Annotated in this window: 16 protein-coding genes and 9 pseudogenes; 4 read left to right on the top strand and 21 right to left on the bottom strand. The window is 72.2% G+C overall.

Annotated features, from left to right (window positions below; translation table 11 throughout):
• Positions 1 to 10: 10 nt before the first annotated feature.
• On the bottom strand, positions 11 to 730 hold the full coding sequence (locus FF86_RS25260) for a nitroreductase family protein (protein ID WP_044887586.1): 720 nt from the start codon (positions 728 to 730) through the stop codon (positions 11 to 13).
• Positions 731 to 907: 177 nt separating this feature from the next.
• Between FF86_RS25260 and FF86_RS63125 the strand changes: the two are divergent.
• Together FF86_RS63125 and FF86_RS63120 are read left to right on the top strand one after the other, a co-directional pair.
• Positions 908 to 1,008, top strand: a pseudogene (locus FF86_RS63125) (TetR/AcrR family transcriptional regulator); the annotation flags it as partial.
• Between the two features lie 44 nt (positions 1,009 to 1,052).
• Positions 1,053 to 1,489 (top strand): TetR/AcrR family transcriptional regulator (locus FF86_RS63120; protein WP_255355915.1); only part of this gene is annotated, 437 nt, incomplete at its 5' end.
• Between the two features lie 104 nt (positions 1,490 to 1,593).
• Here the strand turns inward: FF86_RS63120 and FF86_RS57520 are convergent.
• From FF86_RS57520 to FF86_RS25220, 16 genes and pseudogenes are all read right to left on the bottom strand, one after another.
• A pseudogene (locus tag FF86_RS57520) lies at positions 1,594 to 2,077 on the bottom strand (MFS transporter); the annotation flags it as partial.
• A 1-nt stretch (position 2,078) separates the two neighbouring features.
• Positions 2,079 to 2,122 (bottom strand): annotated as a pseudogene (locus FF86_RS57515) (hypothetical protein); the annotation flags it as partial.
• Between the two features lies 1 nt (position 2,123).
• Positions 2,124 to 2,928 (bottom strand): MFS transporter (locus FF86_RS57510; RefSeq protein ID WP_242419563.1); only part of this gene is annotated, 805 nt, incomplete at its 3' end.
• Positions 2,929 to 3,269: 341 nt separating this feature from the next.
• Positions 3,270 to 3,824 carry a GGDEF domain-containing protein gene (locus FF86_RS57505; protein WP_242419562.1) on the bottom strand — a complete coding sequence of 185 codons (555 nt, stop codon included), beginning with the start codon at positions 3,822 to 3,824 and terminating at the stop codon, positions 3,270 to 3,272.
• Between the two features lie 96 nt (positions 3,825 to 3,920).
• A pseudogene (locus FF86_RS57500) lies at positions 3,921 to 4,477 on the bottom strand (histidine kinase); the annotation flags it as partial.
• 1 nt (position 4,478) lies between these two features.
• A partial coding sequence (locus tag FF86_RS57495) for a hypothetical protein (protein WP_242419549.1) occupies positions 4,479 to 4,772 on the bottom strand: 294 nt, incomplete at its 3' end.
• Between the two features lie 587 nt (positions 4,773 to 5,359).
• On the bottom strand, positions 5,360 to 8,627 hold a 3,268-nt coding region (locus FF86_RS57490; protein ID WP_255355914.1), incomplete at its 3' end, for a serine/threonine-protein kinase.
• Between the two features lie 241 nt (positions 8,628 to 8,868).
• Positions 8,869 to 9,666: pseudogene (locus tag FF86_RS57485) on the bottom strand (PP2C family protein-serine/threonine phosphatase); the annotation flags it as partial.
• A 1-nt stretch (position 9,667) separates the two neighbouring features.
• Positions 9,668 to 10,085 (bottom strand): annotated as a pseudogene (locus FF86_RS68300) (serine/threonine-protein phosphatase); the annotation flags it as partial.
• Positions 10,086 to 10,284: 199 nt separating this feature from the next.
• A pseudogene (locus FF86_RS68295) lies at positions 10,285 to 11,892 on the bottom strand (PASTA domain-containing protein); the annotation flags it as partial.
• Position 11,893: 1 nt separating this feature from the next.
• Positions 11,894 to 12,139 (bottom strand): annotated as a pseudogene (locus FF86_RS68290) (serine/threonine protein kinase); the annotation flags it as partial.
• 37 nt (positions 12,140 to 12,176) lie between these two features.
• Positions 12,177 to 12,297 (bottom strand): hypothetical protein (locus FF86_RS68285; RefSeq protein WP_396230078.1); only part of this gene is annotated, 121 nt, incomplete at its 3' end.
• A gap of 162 nt (positions 12,298 to 12,459) precedes the next feature.
• The gene (locus FF86_RS25230) at positions 12,460 to 13,398 is read right to left on the bottom strand and encodes a sigma-70 family RNA polymerase sigma factor (RefSeq protein WP_044887590.1); all 939 of its coding nucleotides are present in this window, start codon (positions 13,396 to 13,398) and stop codon (positions 12,460 to 12,462) included.
• 131 nt (positions 13,399 to 13,529) lie between these two features.
• Complete coding sequence (locus tag FF86_RS25225) at positions 13,530 to 13,985, bottom strand: carboxymuconolactone decarboxylase family protein (protein WP_242419548.1); 456 nt, start codon at positions 13,983 to 13,985, stop codon at positions 13,530 to 13,532.
• Positions 13,986 to 14,126: 141 nt separating this feature from the next.
• Positions 14,127 to 14,469, bottom strand: a pseudogene (locus FF86_RS57480) (ATP-dependent helicase C-terminal domain-containing protein); the annotation flags it as partial.
• A 1-nt stretch (position 14,470) separates the two neighbouring features.
• Positions 14,471 to 16,883: ATP-dependent RNA helicase (locus FF86_RS25220; RefSeq protein ID WP_242419547.1), on the bottom strand; the 2,413-nt coding region annotated here is incomplete at its 3' end.
• A gap of 232 nt (positions 16,884 to 17,115) precedes the next feature.
• Between FF86_RS25220 and FF86_RS25215 the strand changes: the two genes are divergently transcribed.
• Positions 17,116 to 17,481 (top strand): hypothetical protein, encoded by a 366-nt coding sequence (locus FF86_RS25215; RefSeq protein WP_044887613.1) that lies wholly within the window; start codon positions 17,116 to 17,118, stop codon positions 17,479 to 17,481.
• A 16-nt stretch (positions 17,482 to 17,497) separates the two neighbouring features.
• Here the strand turns inward: FF86_RS25215 and FF86_RS68280 are convergent, their stop codons facing one another.
• The 3 genes from FF86_RS68280 to FF86_RS25205 form a co-directional block, all read right to left on the bottom strand.
• A complete protein-coding gene (locus FF86_RS68280) occupies positions 17,498 to 17,809 on the bottom strand; it encodes a hypothetical protein (RefSeq protein ID WP_396230077.1) in 312 nt (103 codons plus the stop codon).
• Between the two features lie 47 nt (positions 17,810 to 17,856).
• Positions 17,857 to 18,754 (bottom strand): glycoside hydrolase family 27 protein (locus FF86_RS68275; RefSeq protein ID WP_396230076.1); only part of this gene is annotated, 898 nt, incomplete at its 3' end.
• 250 nt (positions 18,755 to 19,004) lie between these two features.
• Entirely contained in the window at positions 19,005 to 19,445 is a 441-nt protein-coding gene (locus tag FF86_RS25205) for a nitroreductase family deazaflavin-dependent oxidoreductase (protein ID WP_044887593.1), read from the bottom strand.
• Positions 19,446 to 19,665: 220 nt separating this feature from the next.
• Here FF86_RS25205 and FF86_RS25200 point away from each other — a divergent pair, with 220 nt between their 5' ends.
• Positions 19,666 to 20,358, top strand: coding sequence for a hypothetical protein (locus tag FF86_RS25200; protein WP_044887594.1), 693 nt, complete (start codon positions 19,666 to 19,668; stop codon positions 20,356 to 20,358).
• Positions 20,359 to 20,422: 64 nt separating this feature from the next.
• On the opposite strand, the gene FF86_RS25195 is transcribed toward FF86_RS25200, so the two are convergent.
• Complete coding sequence (locus FF86_RS25195; RefSeq protein ID WP_044887595.1) at positions 20,423 to 20,791, bottom strand: hypothetical protein; 369 nt, start codon at positions 20,789 to 20,791, stop codon at positions 20,423 to 20,425.
• Between the last annotated feature and the right edge of the window lie 6 nt (positions 20,792 to 20,797).

Genomic DNA, 20,797 nt, shown 5'->3' with positions numbered 1-20,797 from the left:
CTGAGCCGGATTACGACGCGCTGGTCGGATCCGGCTCACTGGCGGGATCCGGCTCACTGGCGGACGCGGCGCCGTCAGGCCACAGCGGGCCGGCGCCGAGGAACCCGCTCGGTGCGAGCCAACGGTTGCGGTACGTCACTGATTGCGGGGGTTCTCGGCGCGCGACCGCCCAGCGCCCGGTCGGGTAACCGAAGGAGACGCAACACGCGTTGATCCAGTTCTCCTCGAAGGGCACCCCCAGCGCGGCAAGCGTCTCCAGGCCGTGGCCGACACCCAGCATCGTGGTGAGCGCCGAGCCGACGCCCTCGGCCCGAGCGGCCAGCATCGCGCTCCAGACGGCGGGGAACACCGAACCCACGGACTTGGTCGCCGGAATGAGCGCGAACAGGAACAGCGGAACCTGTTCGAAATTATCCGCCAGCCAGTTCGCCGAGCGCACCATGCGCCTGGCGAGTACGCCCTCCTCCGTTTCGGGAGTGCTGGTGGCGATTGCCGCCGCGTCGCCGTAGTAGCCCTGCAGGCCACGCGCCACCGCGTCGCGGTAGAGCGGGCCGAGGACGGCCTTGACCTCGGGGGAATCGACGAGAACGAAGCGCCACTTCTGCAGGTTCCCGCCGTTGGGCGCCCGAACGGCGGCGTCCATGATGCGTTCCTGGACCGACAGAGGTATGGGATCGGGCTTCACCCGCCGCATGGTGCGGGTGGTGTACAACGCCTCGCGCACATCCATGATGTTCGTCTCCGGTTGTTTGCGGTCGGGTCCCGGTACTCCTGACCCTGGCAGTGCTGTTCCGCTGCCCATCTGTCATTCCTCGAAGGCCGGTGGAGGCCGTGACCGCGGAGGACTCGAAATTCGTGTGATATTATCCGGAAGATTCTTCCGTTTGGCAATGCTGGGGAGGCAGCCATGATGGTTCGGCCGCCGGCCGCGTCAGCCGACCGACCCGTCCGGACGGATGTGCTGCGCAATCGTGAGCGCCTGCTCACCGCGGCGCGCGCGGTCTTCGCNGACGTGGGAGCCGATGCCTCGCTGTACGAGGTGGCCAAGCGCNCCGGGCTGGGTACCGGAACGGTCTACCGGCATTTCCCGACCCGCGAGGCGCTCCTCGAGGCCGTCCTGCTGGATCATTTCGAGGCGCTGCGGGTCGCCGCGGTGAACCTGGCCGAGGTCGGGCCGCCCGACGACGCGCTTGCCGACTGGCTGCAGCAGTTCATCTCCCACCTCGGCGAATATCGCGGATTGGCACGGGAGGTCATGTCGGTTCTGCACGACGGCATCTCACCGCTTTCCGTGTCCTGCCAGGACATGCGGGCCGCCGGCGCCGTCCTGCTTTCCCGGGCGCAGCGCGACGGCACGATGCGGGCAGATCTGGACATGTCCACCCTCCTGAAGCTGACCAATGCGATCGCGCTGACCGCGGAGGAGACGGGCTCGGGTCGGGGGGTCGATCTGCTCGGCTACCTGATGGAAGGTATGCGTCGCCGATAGGCGCCACGGTCGGCTGGTCACGGGGAACCGGTGGGATCTTGCCCGACGCCCGTTCCGTGCTGTTCCGTGCTGTTCCGGCCCGGGCCGGACCGGACCGGGCCGGGTCAGGCGCCGGTAGTCGCGGGCTTACGGTTCTTGAAGACGAAGACGGCCACCACGAACGCGACCGCGATGAAGGCGACCAGTACGAAGAAGGAGGTCGCGATCCCGTGCGCCAGATCGTGGTGCATCTGGGCCTGCGGAGTGAGGGTGGTGTCCGGATGATCGGCGGAGTTGCGCAGCGAGGTGCCGTACACCGTGGTGAGAACGGCGATCCCCACGGCGAGCCCGATCTGCTGCAGGCATTGCAGCAGCCCGGAGGCGGACCCGGTGTCCCGTGGCGGCAGCCCGGCGAGGATGACCATGTTCAGGGGCATGAAAGCCAGCCCGATCCCGAGGCCGAGCAGGATCAGCGGTCCGACCACGCCGCCCGGGTAGCTGCTCGCGCCGTCCAGCCGGGTCAGCCAGACAGCGGAGACCAGCGCGGATGCGGTACCGACCGCGGTGATGGTCTTCGGGCCGAAGCGCGCGACCAGTTTCGGCGCCGTGNGCGCGCCACCGAACTGGACCAGGGCCATGGGCAGGAATGCCAGGNCGGTGCGCAGCGGGCTGAGGTCCAGCACCTTCTGCAGGAAGATCGACAGGAAGAAGAAGAAACTTCCCATCGCCGCCGACATGAGCAGCATGTTGGTATAGGCCCCGGCCCGCAGCCGTTCCGCGAACAGTCGCAGCGGCATGATCGGCTGCTCGGCCCTGGCCTCGACGAACAGGAACCCCAGGAGGAACACGACGCCGACGGCGAGGGTGACGACGGTCAGGCTGTCCGACCAGCCCTCCGATGCGGCCCGGATGAACCCGTACACCAGCGACGTCATCCCCGCCGTGGACACGATCGCGCCGGCAACGTCGAATCGGGCCGGATGCCGCGGGGTCTCGTTGAGGAAGGGCCGGGCCAGCGCGATGACCGCGATGCCGACCGGAACGTTGATGACGAACACCCACCGCCAGGAGGCCGTCGTCAGCAGCCCGCCGAGGATGAGACCGAGTGTCAGCCCGAGTCCGGCGATCATGGAGAAGACCCCCAGGGCGCGTCGCCGCTCGGGACCTTCGGTGAAGGTGGTGGCGAGCAGGGCGAGCGAGGCCGGCGCGGCCAGTGCGGCCCCTACCCCCTGCGCGGCGCGGGCGGCGGCCAGCGAGGCGAGGGTGAACAGCGCCAACCCGCCGATGAACAGCCGCAGCCGGCCGAAGACGTCGCCCGCCCGTCCGCCCAACAGCAGCAGCCCACCGAAGGCCAGCGAGTAGGCACTCTGCACCCAGGCCAGGCTCGAGGCGGAGAAGTGCAGGCTGGACTGGATCCGCGCCAGCGCGATGTTCACGATCGTCGCGTCGATGATCACCATGAGCTGGCACGCGACGATGACACCCAGCGCGATCTTCATACGGCGCCGGCGGTGCTCCGCCGACGGAGCCTCGGCGACCCGGTCCGGGCCCCGCGTCGTGGTTGCGTTCAGTTCCTGAGCACTCATCCTCATCCTTCGAGCAGGACGTGCCCCGCGGGGAGGACCCGGCGGGCCATCTCGACATCCAGCCGCCGGGCCCGACCGTCAGACCACCGGAATGGGAATCCGTTTCCGTTTCGGATGCCTCACGATACGGAAGATCATTCCGTTTTGCAAGGGTGCTGGGAACGGGCCCCGTCCGGCGACACCGCGTGGTGCCGCTCGACGGGTNGGTCATCCGGTCACCGGAGCTGGACGGCGACCCGGTCGCGCCCGCCGCGCTTGGCTTCGTACAGCGCGTTGTCGGCGCGGGTCAGCAGGTCGCGCAGGCTCCTGTCGCCGGGCGACCGCGGGGTGACGCCGACGCTCAGCCGGATGTCGAGCGGCCCGACCGAGGTGTCGATCGGGTCCTGCGCGAGAGCGTTCCGTAGCCTCTGCCCGAGGGCCTCGGCGGTGGTCGCCGGCCCGGACATCAGCACGGCGAACTCCTCGCCGCCGACCCGACCGATGAGATCCTCGTCGCGGAACGCCCGCCGAAGGCGCCGGGCGACCTCCGTCAGGACCTCGTCCCCGACGATATGGCCATGGACGTCGTTGACCCGTTTGAAATGGTCGATGTCGACCATCGCCGCGCTCACCGGTCGACCCGCGGCGCCGTGGGCGGCGAAGACATGTTCCGCCTGCTCGAGGAAATGTCGCCGGCTGGCCAGACCGGTGAGCTGGTCGGTGGCCGCAAGCCGCTGCACCTTCTCGAACAGCCACGCGTTCTGATAGCCGATGACCACCTGATCGATCATGGTCTGCGCGATCTGGATGCGCGTCTCGGAGTAGCAGTCGGGTGCCCGGGAGGCGAGCACGACCACCATCTCGATGCTTTCCCGCAGCGGGACGGNCGCGGCCAGCCAGCTCCGGGCCGCCTGCCCGCCGCCCGGCAGCTCGATCGTGGGGGCGGTGGCGACGACCTCGTGGCGGTCGAAGGCGCGCGCGATCGGGCCGCCGGCCGCAGGGTGCAGTTCGGTACCGACGACCCCGTCCGCCACCTCGCCGTGCGTCGAGCTGATCCGGACGGTTCCGGACACCCGGGTCAGCACCCAGGCGAAGTCGAACGGCAGGACGTGTCTGGTCGCCGTCAGCACCCGCCCGAGGATCTCCCGGGTGTTCAGGGTCGAGGTCGCCTGCAGCGTGACGTTGCGCATCGTCTCGGCCAGGTCCCGCTGTCGGCGTTCCGCCGCGACGACCGCCTGCAGGCGGGCCGCCTCGGCCATGTTCAGCGACAGTCCCACCTGTTTGGCCAACGTGATGAGGATCCGGGCGTCGTCCTCGTTGAACAGCCCCTTGGCGACCCGGCTGTCCACGTAGATGACGCCGCTGCGGCCGTCGCTGACCGGAACCGGCGCGGCGAGGATGCTGCGCAGCCCGTACTGGACGGCGCTCTGCGAACCGAGGGCGGNACCCTCGTCCGTGCCCGTGACCACCAGCGGCCGCTGCTCGACCTGAACGCGTTCGATGACGGTCGTCGCGATGCCGCGCGGCCCGTCGTCCGGCCCGTCGTCCGGCCCGAGGTCATCGGTCGGTTCGGCGTGCCGCTGCGCGTAGAGCCGCAGCCGTCCCGAGTCGCGTTCGCGGTCGGCCGGGTCGGGGAGCAGCAGCAGCGCCCGATCCGCCCCGAGGATGGAGATGATCTCGTCGAGGGCCACGGTGGCGACGGACTCCGGCGTCGTCTCCCGCCCGGCCGCCGCGCTCACCTGAAGCACCGCGTCNAGCCGGCGCCGGTCCCGGGACGCGGTGGCCGGTGACGCCGCGCCGCTCGCCTCGGCGAACGACAGGCCCCGCTCGGTCAGCTCGAACTCGCGGTACACCTTGTGTTCCCGGCAGATCCAGCCGTACCTCGCGGCCACCTTCGCCGCCAGCTCCGCCTCGGTGGTGGCGCGGTCGGGCTCGTCGAGTGCGCGCAGGCAGCGGGCCCGTTCCAGGAGAACGTCGAAGCGGACCCGGGGCAGGTCGAGGGTGCGGGCCGCCCCTTCCGCCGCGTCCAACAGGTCGAGTGCGCCGGCGTGGTCGCCGACGAGCTGGCGGTCGACGGCCCGCAGCACCCGCAGGTCGGCGGCGAACGGCGGGTAGGCCGCCGCCCGGCGGGCCTCATGTAGCGCACGCCGTGCGGCTCGGTACCGCTGGGTGCGCACCGGCCCGGCCGGTGCGGCCCGCGCCTGCTCCAGCCGGCCCCGGGCCTTGGTGATCCAGAACTTCCGGAAGAACCCGGGCACTCGCCAGGACGGCCGGACGACCGCGTCGCCCACCTCGACCGCGGCGTCGAAGGCCGGACCGAAGTCCNCGTCCTCGATCTCAAGCTCGGCGACGTCACTGCAGATCAGGTAGCGGCGGATCCGCTCGGCCTCGGGTTCGCCGTCGAGCGCACCGAGCCCGGGATGGGGAACCGGAGGGTAACGCAGGGTGCGGGCAAGCCTCGCCCGCAGGATGGCGAGGTCCGCCTGCACGCGCTCTCCATGCGGCCTGGCCTCGCAGCTCGCCCACGCCTCGCGGTCATGCCCGCGCAGCGCGAGGCTGCGCACGAGGATCGAGTAGCTGCTGGTGAAGAAGAAGGTCTCGATCCACCGGTGAGCGCGCCGGAACGTGTCCTCGGAGTCCCGCTCACCCGCGACGTTGCGGCCGAGGAACAGCAGCGCCGCGGACGTGTACAGGTAGGCCTCCGCCCGCAGCACCGGGTCCTCGCTGTCCGCCACGAGGTTCCGCAGCCGGGTGACCCCGCGCTCCACCACCCGGGCGCGCCGGAAGTCCGCCGCGACGAGCACGAAGCAGCCGTGACTGCGCACGTACTGCTCGCCCGAGCCCAGCCGCTGGCTGGGGTGGACGGACGACATCATGAAGGCCAGCATCGGACCGATCCGCCCGGAGATCCATTCGCTCAGGATGCCGATCTCGTACAGGCGGCAGCGGATCTCGTGCAGCTCCCGGCGTTCGCCGCGGGCTCGGCCGAAACCTGTCCACGGCCGTCGGCACGCCATTCCCGCCGCCCATCGGCCCATGCTGACGGCGGCCATCGCCGCGGGACTGGCCGGTATTCCGCGGCCGATCTCGGCCAGGCCGCGGTGGACGTAGTCCAGCGCCGCGGCCGTCCGGAACTCGGCGAACTCGACCCCGGCCAGTTCCAGATAGGCACGGGCCCGCCGCCGCGGGTCGGCCTGCGAACGAAGCGCGCGGGTAAAATGGGTCCGGGCGTCCGCCGGCGCGAGCGTACGCGCGGCGGCCAGCGCGAAACCCTCCTCGAACTCGGCGTCGGGTTCGATGCCCGCCTCGTCCGCGGCCGTCTGCGCGGACCGGTAGAGGGCGACGGCCTCGTAGGGCGCCGGGGTGGCAAGTGCAGCCGCCGCGGCGGCCGAGGTCAGCCGGAAACGACGGTTCGGCGCGATCTGTCCGGCGACGGCATGTCGGGCCAGTGCGTACAGGTGGTCGCCGCCCCCCGCGCCGTCGGCGTCGAGGACCTCGACGAGGCGTCGGTGCGCGGCCGTCCGCTCCTGCGGGCTCATAGTCGACAGCAGTGCCTCGTGGACGCAGTCATGGACGAAGGACCAGGTCCTGCCCCGGCCGCGGGCCGCGAGTTGATGGGCCTCCGCCTCGGCGGTCGCCATCGAGATCGCGGCCCTGGTCCGGCCGCTCGCGGCGGTCAGCAACGCGAGGTCGAAGCTGCGGCCGATCACGGCGGCGACCCCGAGGACGGCCGCGGCGGTCGGGCTGAGCGCGTGCACCCGATGGCGGATCAGGTCGAGGACCTCCTCGGGCAGCGGCAGCGAGTCCAGGCCGGTGCGGTCGAGGGTGAAGCGGCCCCAGTCGGGCCGGACGAGCCCGGCGTCGATCACGGCCCGGATGTACTCCGCGACGGCCAGCGGGTTCCCGGACGACCGCACGGCGACGTCCCGCGCGAAGGCCTGGTCGGTGATCTCGCCGAGATAGTCGCGGATCACCTCCGCGACCTCGTGCTCGTGCAACGGCCCGAGCGTGATGTCCCAGCTTGTGGCGGATCCGGCCGCCACGCGCAGGGCCGGATCCCGGGTCGAGTTGACCAGCAGCAGCGGCGCGGGGTCCGTCGAGGCCGTGAGGTCCTCGAGGATCTGCTGGTCGGCCGGGCCCAGCCAGTGGGCGTCGTCCACCCAGATGACCAGTCCGTGGCAGCGGAGGGCGAGCCGGCTGAGAAAGCCGACGGCGGCCGAACGGAAGCGCGGTTCGCCGGCCTCCGGTTCGCCGGCCGCGCGGTCCACGTTCAGCGCACGGGCGAGCAGTGGGTGCACGCGGGCGAGCAGCGCGGCATCGGGACCCGCGGCCGACACCATCCGGGCGACCAGGTCCCGCCGTCGTGGCTCGGGCACGGCCGCCAGACCGTGCAGATAGCCGCCGATCAGATCGTGCAGCAGCGCCAGGGGAGCGGAGGCGTTCGCCGCGCACCGCCCGCGCAGGATCACCGGTCCGTCCGCCGTGCCGTCGACCGGGCCGTGCGAGGCGAGCAGGTCCTGGATGAGGAGGGTCTTGCCGGCGCCGGCCTCCCCGATGACCGTCACGACGCCGCGTTCCCCGGCGGGACATCGTTCCCCGGCGGGACATCGTTCCCCAGCGAGAGATCGTTTCCCGCCGAGAGATGGTTCCCCGCCGAGGCATCGCGTCCACGCCTGTCGCAGCAGCGCGCGTTCGCTGCGGCGGCCGATGTGGCGACCCCGGACCAGCGTGTCCGGGTCGCCCACGCCGGCCGGCGCGGCCCGGCCGACCGTGGGGTGCGCGGGAGCGGCTGCGCCCGGTACGAGCGGCGTCAGCGCGGCGACGACGTCGAGTGCGGACGGGTACCGGTCGTCCGGGTCCTTGGCCAGCAGCCGGGTCACGACCGCGGCGAGTTCCGCGGGGACGTCCGCGCGCACCTGCGTCAGGGGACGGGGCGTCGCGACGGCGTGCAGGCGGAGTAGTTCGGCGGTGTCGCCGGCCTGGAACGGCGGCGAGCCGGCCAGGCAGGTGTAGAGCACCGCGCCGAGGGCGTAGAGGTCGGAGCGCGGCTCGACCGGCCGTCGCAGCATGCCGGTCTGTTCCGGGGCGCCGAACAGAACCGTGCCGACGGCCCGGTCGGTCGGTGGCCCGCCGGCCCGGGTCATCAGCCCGAAGTCGAGCAGGGTGGCCTTTCCGTCCGGTCCGATCATGATGTTGGCGGGCTTGACGTCCTGGTGGACCAGGCCGCGCCGGTGCGCCTCGGACAGCGCCGACGCCACGTCCAGCGCCACCCGCGTGGCCTCGGTGACCCCCAGCGGCCCCGCGGCGATCCGCGCCTTCAGCGAATCTCCCTCGACCAGGTCCATGATGAGAAACGGGTAGTCCGCCGTGTGCCCGGCGGCCCGGACCCGAGCTATGTTGGGGTGGTTTATGCAGGCCAGAATGGTGGCTTCGCGGGCGAACGCACGCACGACGGTCTCGTCACGCGCCACCGCCCGAAGCGGCACCTTGACCGCATAATCCCGGCCCTCCCGCTCCGCCCGATACACGACGGAGTAGGCACCGCGTCCCAGCTCCTCCCGGATCAGGACGCCGGGTATCTCAAGCTGAACCACACAGCGTCACCTCGTCCGCGCATACGCTCCACCTGTCGCGGTCCGTACCGACTCACCCCGGACCTGGTGACTGTCTCGCGATAGGCGGATGATCGCATGTCGAGCCCGCATCGCGACGATCATCACGATCGCCCTGGGGGTTCCGGGTCCAGGTCGTGCCACGGCCGGGCGCCACCCGCCTCCTCGCCTGCCTCTTCGCCCGCTTCCTCCCGGTCACAGATCGACGGTGGCGAGGTGGTCNGCGGTGCCCCCGCGCCACTCGACCAGGAAGAGGGTCGCGTCGTCGGTCGTGATCCCACGCCGTTCCCGCATCAGCGCATGGGAAACTCCGCGTACCATCTCCCGCACATCTTCGCCTCGGGCGCGCTCGATGATGCCGATCAGTCGCTCCTCGCCGAACTGTTCTCCGCCGCTTTCATGCTCCTCGACGAGATTGTCGGTGAAGAACAGGACCCGGTCCCCGCGCCGGAGTTTCTGCTCACTGATCTGCGGTATGTCGCCGCCGACGCCCACCGGTAGCGTTCCCGGACTCGCCAAGGTCTGGATGACCTGGTGATCGCGGATCAGCAGTGCTGGTGGGTGACCCGCGTTGACCCATTGCAGGTGACCTGTCTCGACATTCAGACGCATCATCTGCGCGGTGACGAAGTGGTCGGGTCCGAACTGCGCGCTGATGGCCGCGTCCATGAACATGTACAGCTCGGCAAGCCCGATGTCGGCACGTCTGGCGTGCCGGTAGGCGCCGATCGCCACCGTCGCCAGTACGGCGGCGTCCAGGCTGTGCCCCATCGCGTCGATGACGGACATGTGCAGGATCTCGTCGTTGAGGGCGTAGTCGAAGCTGTCACCCGCGATGTCGTAGGCGGGTTCGAGGATGCCGGCTACCGCGACCTGCGGGGTGAGCATGGTCAGCGGGGGCAGCAGGGACCACTGGATCTCCGCGGCCACGCTCATCGCTGCGCGGCGCCGGGCCCGGAAGAACTGGTCGGTATAGTTACTTTTGGTGACTAGCATGTCGGCGACGAGGCCGGCCAGTCGCNGCAGCAACCGGCGGTCGTCGTCATCGACGGTGGCGAGGGTGAGGGCGAGTACCCCCACCTGGGCGCTTCCGTCCAGCAGGGGCAGGTACATCCGCACACCTTCGGCCAGGGGCTGCTCGACGGTCGTCGCGCCAAGGAATGCCGTGCCGGCGGGGGAGTCGTCGATCGGCTCAGGCTCCCCGATCATGAGGTTTCGACCCGGCAGCGGCGTCAGCAGCCGCTGCTCGTAGTCCTGCAGCAGGATCGAGACGTTCCGACCGCCGATCCTGTTCACCTCCTCGGCCACCAGCGGGGCGATCAACTGCGGCGGCATTTCGTGAGCGCGGTCCAGCAGCAGACCCAGCAGCCGCTCGCCGAACCCCTCCGACCGATCCACCGGGACCCTGCGGGAGTCCTGTTCGCCTGCCACCGTGGCCATCCNCTGTCGCTCGCCGGCCCTACATAGCCGTGCGAGCCTGACCGGGCGGCGTCAACCTGGTCACGTCGACACCCCGCTTCACCGTCGATCGGTTACTGGGACCGGCGGACTGACGGCGCGGTGACGGAGCCCTCGATCGTGCCCTGTCACCAGCGTGGCTCTCGGTCGCGGCCGGGATGCACGGGCCATCTCGGCTTCCCTACCCGAAGACGCCGCCGAGGCCTCCCGGAGTCCGCGTAGCCGGAGCGCGGGTGGTGGCGCCGAAGAGGTCCAAAGGCGTAGCCGGAGTGCGGGTGGTGGCCCGGGGTGCCGTGGCTCGGGGTGCCGTGGCTCGAGGTGCCGTGGCTCGGGGTGTGGTGGCTCGGGGCGGTGCTGTCTGGGCCGGGCGGCCGGTGGAGACGATGAGACGGACGTCGGAGCCACGGTCCGCGGGCACGATCCGGGGCTGCTGGTCGATAACCGTGCCCACCGCGGAATCCGACCGACGTTCTTCCCGCGTGACCTGGAATCCGGCGTCCGTGAGCTGTTCGACGGCGGTTCGGGCAGGCTGGCCGACGAAGTCGGGCACCGGGAGCTGAAGGCTCACCACGGTGATGGTCACCGCGGTTCCGGGTTCCACCTTCTCACCGGCGTGATCCTGCGCCTCGACCCATCCCGGTGGGGCACCCGCCCTGACCGCGGTGCTGATCTGCGCGGTGACGGTGAGGTTCAACCGGCGGAGCGCGGTCTCAGCATCCGACTGCGACTGACCGACGACATTCGGGACCGCAACCGCGGAGCGACCGGCTGAGATGGTGAGAACCACGGGCGAGTCCATGCGGACGACGTCGCCGGACTGCGGACTGACCGCGAGCACGGTGCCCCGTGCCCGGTCATCCGGACTGCGGGTCTGGGCGATCTGGCGGAAGCCGGCAGACTGGAGCGAGGCCTTCGCGCGGGTGACGGGAAGGCCGATCAGCCCCTCGGGAACGACGGCGGTGGCCGGGCGGGACGGCGACGTCATCCGATGGATGAGGAGTGCGACCACCGTGATGACGGCCGCGATCGCCAGCGTGCCGGCGAGGACGGTCAGCCGCCGCCCCTGTCGGCGACCCCGCCGTGCGACTGCCGGCCCACCCGCCGCACCGCCCGTCCCCGTGCCCCGATCCGGGGACGGGGACGGGACGCGACCTGTGCGTGTCGAACCGCCGATCGCCGTGGCGGCGGTTGCAGTCATGTCCGACGTCTTCTCGAACCGGGCGGGCTCCGCGTGGTCGTCGGCAAAAGCGGGTTCGGCGCGTGCGGTGACCGACTCGTCGGTCATCGGATGGGCCACGGTAGGCGGGATCTGGGCGACGGCCGCACCGATGACGGGCGTCGCCTTGCTGACGGGCGCCGCCTCGATGCCAGTGGCCGCCAGGGGGGCGGCGCCGCCCAGAAGGTCGGCCAGGAGATCAGCGACATCCGGGCGTGCCGCCGGGTCCTTCGCCAGCGCCCGAAGAATGAGCGGGCGCAGGGGGGCGTCCAAACCGTCCGTGTCGGGTCGGGAGTGCAGCACCGCGTCCCGCAGTTCCCGTTGGTCCACCCCGGCGAAGGGGAAGCGTCCAGTGCCGGCGTAGGTGAGCACGCTGCCCCAGGCGAACACGTCGGTCGCCGGGGTCGGGCGTTGACCGGTCCACTGTTCTGGGGCCATGAGCTGAGGTGTTCCGGGCTGCTGGCCGCTGGACAAGGTGATGCCGACGGCCTCGTTCAGCGCGCGAGAGATGCCGAGATCGATGACTCGTGGTCCGGTCCGGGAAAGGATGATGTTGGCTGGCTTGATGTCACGNTGCACGATCCCGACGCGGTGAAAGGCAAGCATGGCAGACGCCAGGTTCAAGGCGAGCTGATGCAGCTCGGATCGGGACAGCGGCCCGCGTCTTCTGATTTCCTGGCTCAGCGTCGGCCCGGCGATGAACTCGGTCACCAGATACGGGTCACGTGTCGCGGTGTCCGCGTCCACCACCGACGGGGTGTACGGACTGTTGATCCGCCGAGCGTTGTCGACCTCCCGGGCGAACCGGGCAAGGAAGTCANCCTGCCGTGCAAGGTGACGGTGCAGTGTCTTGGCCNCGACCCATCCACCGGCCGGGTTCCAGGCCAGGAACACGGTCCCCATCCCGCCCTCACCGAGTCTGCCGAACAACCTGTACGGCCCCAGTGCTGAGGGATCGTCGTTCTCGAGCTCGGTCACTCCCTCCGGCAGGACGGCAGGATCGCGCACGGCCTGGCCATCGCTGTCCGCNAACACCGGACCATGCACCTCCCGCAGCACGCCGAGTACGCACACGATATTGGGGAAGGCCGCGTCCAGAATCTCGGGTGCCAGCATGGCCGTCTGGCGCCGATGGCCGAGCTAGCGTGAGCGTGGAGTCCGGGCCCGTTCGCCGCCGGCCGGCCCGAGCCAGGCCGCGAGGTCGAGCCGGGCGAGGCGGCCGGCGTCGACGAGGGCGTGGATCTCGGCGATCCGCTCGTCGGCGACGACGAATCCCATGACCGAGACCGGCCTTCCGTCGATGGTGATGACCACTCCGGCGGTGCCGTTGACCAGCACCGGATGCACCACCGCCGCGGGCTGGGCAAACAGGAGCGCCCGGCGGGCGACGTCGCGCGCCCCGCACACCACCGCCGAGGCCTGCGGCCGGCCCGTCCCGCCGTCGGCGCGCAGCACGACGTCGGGGTCGAGCACCGCGACCAGGGACGTCACGTCGCCGCCGCGGGCCGCGGCGAAGAACGCGTCGACGACCCTGCGCTGGTCGGCGTGGTCGGCGTGGACGGCATCGGGGACGGGCGTGTCCAGCGCTCGCACCCGTCGCCGGGCCCGGCTGGCGAGTTGGCGGGCCGCGGCCGGCGAGCGACCCACCATCGGCGCGATCTCGTCGAATGGCAGGTCGAACAGGTCGTGCAGCACGAAGGCCAGCCGCTCGGCGGGAGCCAGGGTGTCCAGCACGGTGATCAGGGCGAGCCCGACCGAGTCGGCCAGCAGGGCCTCCTGCTCGGGCTGCCCCGCCCCGGCGGTCGGGGCGAGACCGATGATCGGATCGGGCACGTGGACGCCGACCAGGTCCTCGGGACGGGTCCTGCGGGCCCGAAGCATGTTCAGGCAGATCCGCGCGACGACCGTGGTCAGCCATCCACCCAGGTTCTCGACGCCGCCGACGTCGGATCGGCTCAGGCGCAGCCAGGCGTCCTGCACCGCGTCGTCCGCCTCGTCGAGGGAGCCGAGCATCCGGTAGGCCACGGTGCGCAGATGCCCGCGGTGCTCCTCGAAGCTCCGGGCGAGCCGTTCGTCCATCGGTCACGATCCTCCGTCGCGTTGCCGTTGCCGTCCTAGCGGCACACAGCACAGGTGCTCGGGTCGGTGGCGGGCAGGATCGCCCGCGTCCCACCGGACGAGCCGACCGATCTCGGCCCCAGGATGGCTGCCTAGCCCCAGGAGCCGGCGACCTGCTTCGTGACGGCGTTCAGCCGGTTGAAGACGTTCGTCGTCGCGATCTTGAGGATCAGCGCGGCCATGCCTCGGTCGTCGTAGTGCCTGACTGCCTCGTCCCAGACCTCGTCGGGGACGGGGTCGGTGCGGTCGCTGAGCCGGGTGGCGCTCTCGGCGAGCGCCAGCGCGGCCCGCTCGGCATCGTCGTAGTAGCTCGTCTCCCGCCAGGCCGCGACGGCGCCGAGCCGCTGCGGGGCCTCTCCGCTCTTCAGCGCATCGCGGAAGCCGGCGTCCACGCAGGCACTGCAGCCGTTGATCTGGCTGACCCGCAGATGCACCAGCGCAAGGGTCGCCGCCGGCACGCCGCCCGTCTCGCTGGCCGCGTTCAGGGCCGCGATCGCCGGCCACGCCTCAGAAATGACCGCCGCCGGGTTCTTCATCCGTGCTGCCACCGTTCAGGTCCTCTCGTCCGCCCACGTCGCCGCGGCGCTTTCCGCCACCCGTCACCTCTCTGACCCGCGGCGCGGCGCACATGTGACAGCGGTGCGCCCCAGGGCATCGGGGGGCCGAGAAACGCGGGCGTTCGGTGCGGCCTAGCTGCTGGCGCGGGGGGCGACGCGGCGGGTGGGGGGAGCGGTGGTGGGGTCGTCGGGCCAGGGGTGGCGCGGGTAGCGTCCGCGCAGTTCGGCGCGGACCTGCGGGTAGCCGGTGCGCCAGAACGACGCGAGGTCGCTCGTCACGGCGACGGGACGACCCGCCGGGGAGAGCAGGTGCAGGACGACGGGGGCGCGGCCGTCCGCGACGGCCGGGACCCGCTCCCAGCCGAACACCTCGGCGACCTTCACCGCGAGGACGGGGCCGTCGGGGTCGCTGTAGTCGAGGCGCACCCGCGACCCGCTGGGCACCTCCAGCCGTTCCGGTGCCAGCGCGTCGAGCNGGGCGGCCTGCGGCCAGGGCAGCAGGCGGCGCAGTGCCTGGCCGGCGTCGATGCGCTCCAGGTCCGCCCGGCGGCGGACGCCGGCGAGATCCGGTCCGAGCCAGTCGGGCGCCGCCGCCAGCAGGGCGTCATCGCCGACGTCCGGCCAGGGCGCGCCGAGGGACCGGTGGCAGAACGCGAGCCGCTCCCGCAGCCCCGTCGCGTCGCGCGTCCAGCGCAGCGCCGCCAGCCCCTCGCGGCGCAGCCCGTCGAGCACCGCCGCCTCGAGCAGGGCCGGATCGGGCCTGGCCAGCGGGCGTTCGGTCAGGACGATCGCGCCGAGGCGCTCCACCCGGCGGGCGACGACGTCGCCGCCGGACCAGGCGACCTCGTCGACGGTGCGCCGGAGCCCGGCGCCCGCCTCGCCCGCGGTCGCCTCGTCGAGGGCGACGGCCAGGCGCACCCGCGCCGACACCCGCCCGGCCCCGCGGTCCGCGATCGCGATGGCCAGCCACTGCGCGCCGGTGAGCGCCGAGCCGGCGGTCAGCTCCGCGGCCGTTCCCCCGGCCATCAGGTACGTCGTGCCGCCGGGGACGCGGGCCCGGGCGAGCCGTTCGGGGAAGGCGAGCCCGACCACGAGCCCCGCCGCGAGGTCGTCGGTGACGCCGCTGCCGGGCGGTCTGCGCCGCGCCGCGCGGTCGTCGGTGACACCGCCACCGGGCGGTCTGCGCCGCGCCGCGGGGTCGTCGGCGATGCCGCCACCGGGCGGTCCGCCGACGGCGGGGACGGCGGGGACGGCGGGGGCGGCGGGGGCGGCGGCTTCGGTGGCCGAGCGCAGCCGCCGCGACTCGTCGCGCCAGCGGGCGGACGCGGCCCGGTCGGCGTTCCCCCGCAGGCGGCGCCACGCGGCGAGGAGATCGTCGGACTCCGAGCCCGGCCCGGCACCGCCCGCCGGGCCGTCCCCCGACAGGATCGCCACGATGTCGGCCGCGCGCCGGGCGCCGACGACGCCAGCGCCGGCGAGCAGGGCACCGGCGAGCCGGGGATGGACCCCGACGGCGGCGATCAATCGCCCCCGTGGCGTCACCCGGCCGGCGTCGTCGAGCGCGCCGAGCGCCCGCAGGGACGCCCCGGCGGCGTCCATCGCGCCTGTCGGCGGGTCGCTGAGCAGGTCGAGGCCGTCGCCGCCGGGATGACCCCAGACCGCGAGGTCCAGGGCGAAGCCGGTCAGGTCGGCGACGGCGATCTCCGGTTCGGCCTGGGCGGGCAGCCGGTCGTGCTCGGCGGCGGACCAGCAGCGGTAGACCCGGCCCGGCGCCTCGCGCCCGGCCCGCCCGGCGCGCTGCCCCGCCGACGACCGGGACACCCGCACGGTCGCCAGCGAGCCCAGTCCACGGGCATGATCCATGCGTGGGGAGCGCGCCAGCCCGGCGTCGACGACCACCCGGACCCCGGGCACCGTGAGGCTGCTCTCCGCCACCGCGGTCGCCAGCACGACCCGCCGGCGCGGCCCGGGGCGCAGGGCCGCGTCCTGCGCCCCGCCGGACTGCCGGCCGTGCAGGGGGAGCACGTCGACGGTGTCGCGATGGCCCGCGAGCCGCCCGGCGACCGCGGCGATCTCGCCGGCGCCCGGCAGGAAGACGAGCACGTCCCCGGCCGTCTCCCGCAGGGCGCGCCCGACCGTCGCGGCGACGTGGTCGAGCAGCCGCGGGTCGACCCGCAGGCCGTGCGCGGGCGTGATCGGTCCCGGCGGCGGAGCCCACACCACCTCGACGTCGAAGCGCGTGGCGTCGGCGCCGACGACGGGGGCGGGCGGTCCGGGCGCGCCCAGCACGTCGGCCAGCCGCGGGGTGTCGGCGGTCGCCGAGGTCGCGAGCAGCAGCAGGTCGGGCCGCAGCGCCGCGCGGACGTCGAGCATGAACGCCAGCGCCAGGTCGGCGTCGAGGTGGCGTTCGTGGCACTCGTCGAGGATCACCGCGCCGGTCCCGGGGAGCTCCGGGTCGCGTTGCAGCCGCCGGACCAGGACCCCCGTCGTGACCACCTCGACCCGGGTGGACGGCCCCACCCGGCGCTCCCCGCGGATCGTGTAGCCGACGGCGTCGCCGACCTCACCGCCGACGAGCCACGCCATCCGCCGCGCCGCCGCCCGCACCGCGATCCGCCGCGGCTGGGCCACCACGACCCGGCCCGTGACCTCGTCGGCGAGCGCGAGCGGGACCAGCGTCGTCTTGCCTGTCCCGGGCGGTGCGACCAGCACCGCGACCCCGCCCGCACCGACACTCGGATCCGCCCCGTCCGCACCGCTACCCGGATCCGCCCCGTCTGGACGGGTGCCAGGAGCAGGACGGCCGCCGCCGGTCAGCGCGGCGACGAGCGCGGGCAGGACGTCCCGTACGGGCAGGTCCGCCCCGGTGACGGCGCGGTCGGGCAGCATGCGCCCAGTCTCCTCGGGTGCGGGGAGACCGACGGTGCTGGGCGACACGGCGTGTGCGGGCAGGCGCGGCCCATCCCGGAAAGCGGCGATGGCAGCGGTCGTGGCGCCACTTTCTGGCAGTTGTCTGTCAGAAAATCATGGACTCGGTGGCGACTGGTCGCTAGTGTCCGGATCGTCGGACACCGGCGGCGTCCTGGGACGGCCGGTTCTCGCCGAGGAGGGGAAACCGGACGTGGCCCGCACGCTCTTCCTGGTCCTGAGCAATCCCGTCGACGGGCGGGACGACGAGTACAACAAGTGGTACGACGAGGTGCACATCCGCGACGTCTGCGAGGTCCCCGGCGTCGTCTCCGCCCAGCGCTACCGGGTCCGGCCGGACATCCCGCCCGCCGATGTCGTGCCCGCCGACGGCGAGTCCGGTGACGGTCACCTGCCACAACGGCACCTGGCGGTCTACGAGCTCGACGACGATCCGGCGAAGGTGTTCGGGGAGTTCATCACCCGGGTGGGTGACGGGCGCCTGCCGCTGAGCGACACCTTGGACATGTCCAGCGTCATCATGTCGGTCTGGGAACCCGGCGCCCGCTGGCCGGTGTGAGCCGCTGCCCGGGCGGTCAGTCCTGCGCCTGCGGAACTCGGCGGACGTCGCGGCCGGCGGGGGTGAGGCCGGCGGGGGTGAGGCGCAGCAGGGCGGCGGCATGCGGCGCGAGGGTCAGGGGCAGCGCGCCGTCGGCGCTGGTGGTGATCGTGCCCGTCCACAGGTCGGTGGCACGGTAGCCGCCGGCGGCGGCGGTGGCCGGCAGGGCCAGCTCGGCCCCGGTGAGGGTCGCCGCGTGGGGGGAGTCGCCGCGGTTGACGGCCAGCACTGCCGTGTCACCGTCGGCCAGCGGCCGGGTCCACAGCAGGAGGCCGTCGCCGCGGGGCACCGGGATCGGCGCGGCGCCCAGCGGGTCCTGGTCGATGGCGAGCACGNCCGGGTTCGTGAGGATCGCGGCCGTCGTCGCGGTCATCCTGGTGAGATCGTTGCCCGCGAGCAGGGGGGAGGCCAGCATCGACCAGATGCTCATCTCGGCGCGGGCCTCGGTGTCGTCGAGGGAGGCCGCCGGGGTCCCGGTGGCCAGGCCGGCCAGCTGGCGCACCACGGGGTTGGCCGTGGCCGGGGTCAGGCCGATCGCCAACATGTCCAGGTCGTTCCAGCGCCCGGGGCCGCCGTCGGGCTCCCAGGCACGGGCGGCATCGAGGTTGTCCGTCGTGCAGACGCCCGGGTAGCCGTCCATCGGCTCGGTGGTCGCCCAGCAGGGGGCGTGGTCGTTGGTGACCCGCCACAGGTGGGCGACCCGCGGCGCCCAGGTCCACGCCCGCCCGGCCGCGGGATCGCCGTCCGAGGACGGGTTGATGCTGAACACGACGGGCCGGCCGGTGGCGTCGAGCGCGGCGCGCATCCGGGCGAAGCCGGCGATCAGCCACCTGCGGGCGTCGGTGCCGGCCGGGCGCAGGTCCGGGTAGCCGCAGGCGTCGTACTTGAGGTAGTCGACCCCCCACGCGGCGAAGGTGGCGGCGTCGGTGGTCTCGTGGCCGAAGCTGCCGGGCAGCCCCTGGCAGGTGGTGCGGCCGGGGGAGGCGTAGAGGCCGAACTGCAGACCCCGGGCGTGCACGTAGGCGGCGAGGGCGGCGATGCCGGCGGGGAACCGCTCGGGGTCGGCCACCAGGCGCCCGTCGCCGCCGCGGGTCGGCGCCATCCACCCGTCATCGACGATCACATACCGGTAGCCGGCGGCGCGCATCCCCGAACGGACCAGGGCGTCGGCGGCGGCCCGGATGTCGCTGTCGCGCACGTTCCCGCCAAGGGCGTTCCAACTGTTCCAGCCCATCGGCGGGGTGCGGGCGAGGTCCGCGGAGACCTGCCGGTTCGTTGCCGAGCCGGTGACGAGCCCGACGCCGCCGCCGTCACCGCCCAGGCCCACCAGCAGGAGGCATCCGATCAGCGGGACGAGCGCCCGCGGACCCGCAACGTTCACGGCCACCATCCTGCGGCAGGCCACCGCCGGCCCGTGACGTGGGGCCGGTCGCGGCGCGTCCCGCCCGGTCCGCCGACGGGCAGAGTCAGGCCGGAGGGCAGGATCAGGCCGGAGGGTGTACGTCCGCTCGGCGGACCAGCATGATCACCGGGATCTGGCGGGTTGTCCTGGTCTGATATGTGGCCCACTGGGGGTGCTGGGCGGCGTGGCGAGCGTAAAGACGGTCGCGTTCGACTCCGGTGGCGACGACCGCCGTGGCGGGAAAGATTTCGGTGCCCACCTCGACGGTGGCGTCCGGGTTGGCGAGCAGGTTGTGGTACCAGGCGGGATTGGTCGGCTCCCCGACGACGGAGGCGAAAACGACGTGGCGGTCGCCGTCGACGAGATAGCCGAGCGGGTTGGTGCGTGACGCTCCGGACTTCGCCCCGGTGGTGGTCAACAGCAGGAGTGGCTTGTCGGCGAAATAGCCACCGACCTTCCCGGCGTTGGCCCGGAACTCCCCGATGACCAGCCGGTTCTGCTCGTTCCAGTCCCGATCGCTCATGCCGGCGTCGCCGCAGCGTGGACGAGGCCCGGTAACATCGACTGCGGTCGGGTGCTCCGCGTGGCCATCGAAAAAACCTCCTGAATATGCGTCCAAGTCGAATATGGCCGGTAGCGCTGGTCGCGTCAAACCCTCAGGTGGATATCNGGCACGGTGGGCGCGTCGCCGCGCCGCGCAGGCCGACTGAGGCGGATAGGCGGCCGATCGGCATACTTCATGGATGGACGAGCTTGAGGCTGCCTGGTACGATTTGCAGCTCACCGGGAAGGTGCATGTCAGCGTGCCGCATCTCGCGGCGGAGGCGTTGGCGGCCGGGTTCGACGGCCTCACGCTGCGGGAGTTTGCCGGTCTCGGCGTCCGCGACGATCTTGAGGCGCTCCGCCTGCTGCCGGTGGTGCTGACCGAGTTGGGCTGCGACCTCGGTACAGACAAAAAGCCATGGGGCGAGATCGTGTCCTGGGAAAGTTCGCGCGATCGGTTCGAACCCGATCTCGTCGCTCGTACCGAGCAGGCGCTGGCAGTTGTGCAGCGCGATCTGGATCGAACCGAGGCCAGGGTCGGTCGTCTCACGCTCCACTGGACGGGCCGTTTCGATGATGACGATGAACCGCAGCTCCTCCTGGGGTTCGACGGCGCGCCGTTCCGCGGCGGCGGAGATCCGCCGCCCTACGTGGGCGGTCCGGACCTGCCCCGCACTGTCCTGTCGGTCGCGGCGGGCGTGCAGGACTGCATCATGGAACTGTTCGTGTTCTTCTGGCCCGAGTGTCCGCTCCATCGCCGCGGCCTGCACCTGCCCGAATCGCATTCGGAGTGGGAGGGAGCGGGGTGGCCGGCATGGCGCTGCAGAGCGGCTGGCGGGCACGACGTCGCCGTGCTCGGGAAACTACGTAAAGGCGCGTCACCCACCGGCTAGTGGATGGTGCGCCCCCATTCGGGCGCGCACCATCCGCCTGCCCGGCTGGTCAGGTCAGGTCAGGTCAGGCTACGAGGTTCACGATGAGGGTCTGCCCGGTCAGCGGTCGCTGCAGGGGGAAGGTCGTGTTCCGGTAGGTCCTGGTGCCGGCGACATCGCATCGCACCTGGGCAATCGCGGCGCTGGGAAGCTGCGGGTTGCTGAAGAACAGCGAGAACTGTCCGCCCGAACCCACGGTCGTGCCGTGTGCCTCCCCGCCGCCGGTGATCTTCAGTGATTCGGCGGAGCCGGGAAACTTGCACTTGACGGTTCCGGCCACCGTCAGCGGATTGTTGATCGTACCGGCACTGGCTGGTGTCAACGGGATTATGGCCAGTGATGCTCCGGTCCCGGCAATCAGGAAGAGAGCCTTGATCTTCGACAGTCCGCGCATGGCACA

The sequence above is a fragment of the Frankia sp. CpI1-P genome, assembly GCF_001421075.1.
Taxonomy (GTDB): domain Bacteria; phylum Actinomycetota; class Actinomycetes; order Frankiales; family Frankiaceae; genus Frankia; species Frankia torreyi.
Note: the sequence above shows the minus strand (reverse complement) of the source record. Positions and strands in the feature narration are given on the sequence as shown.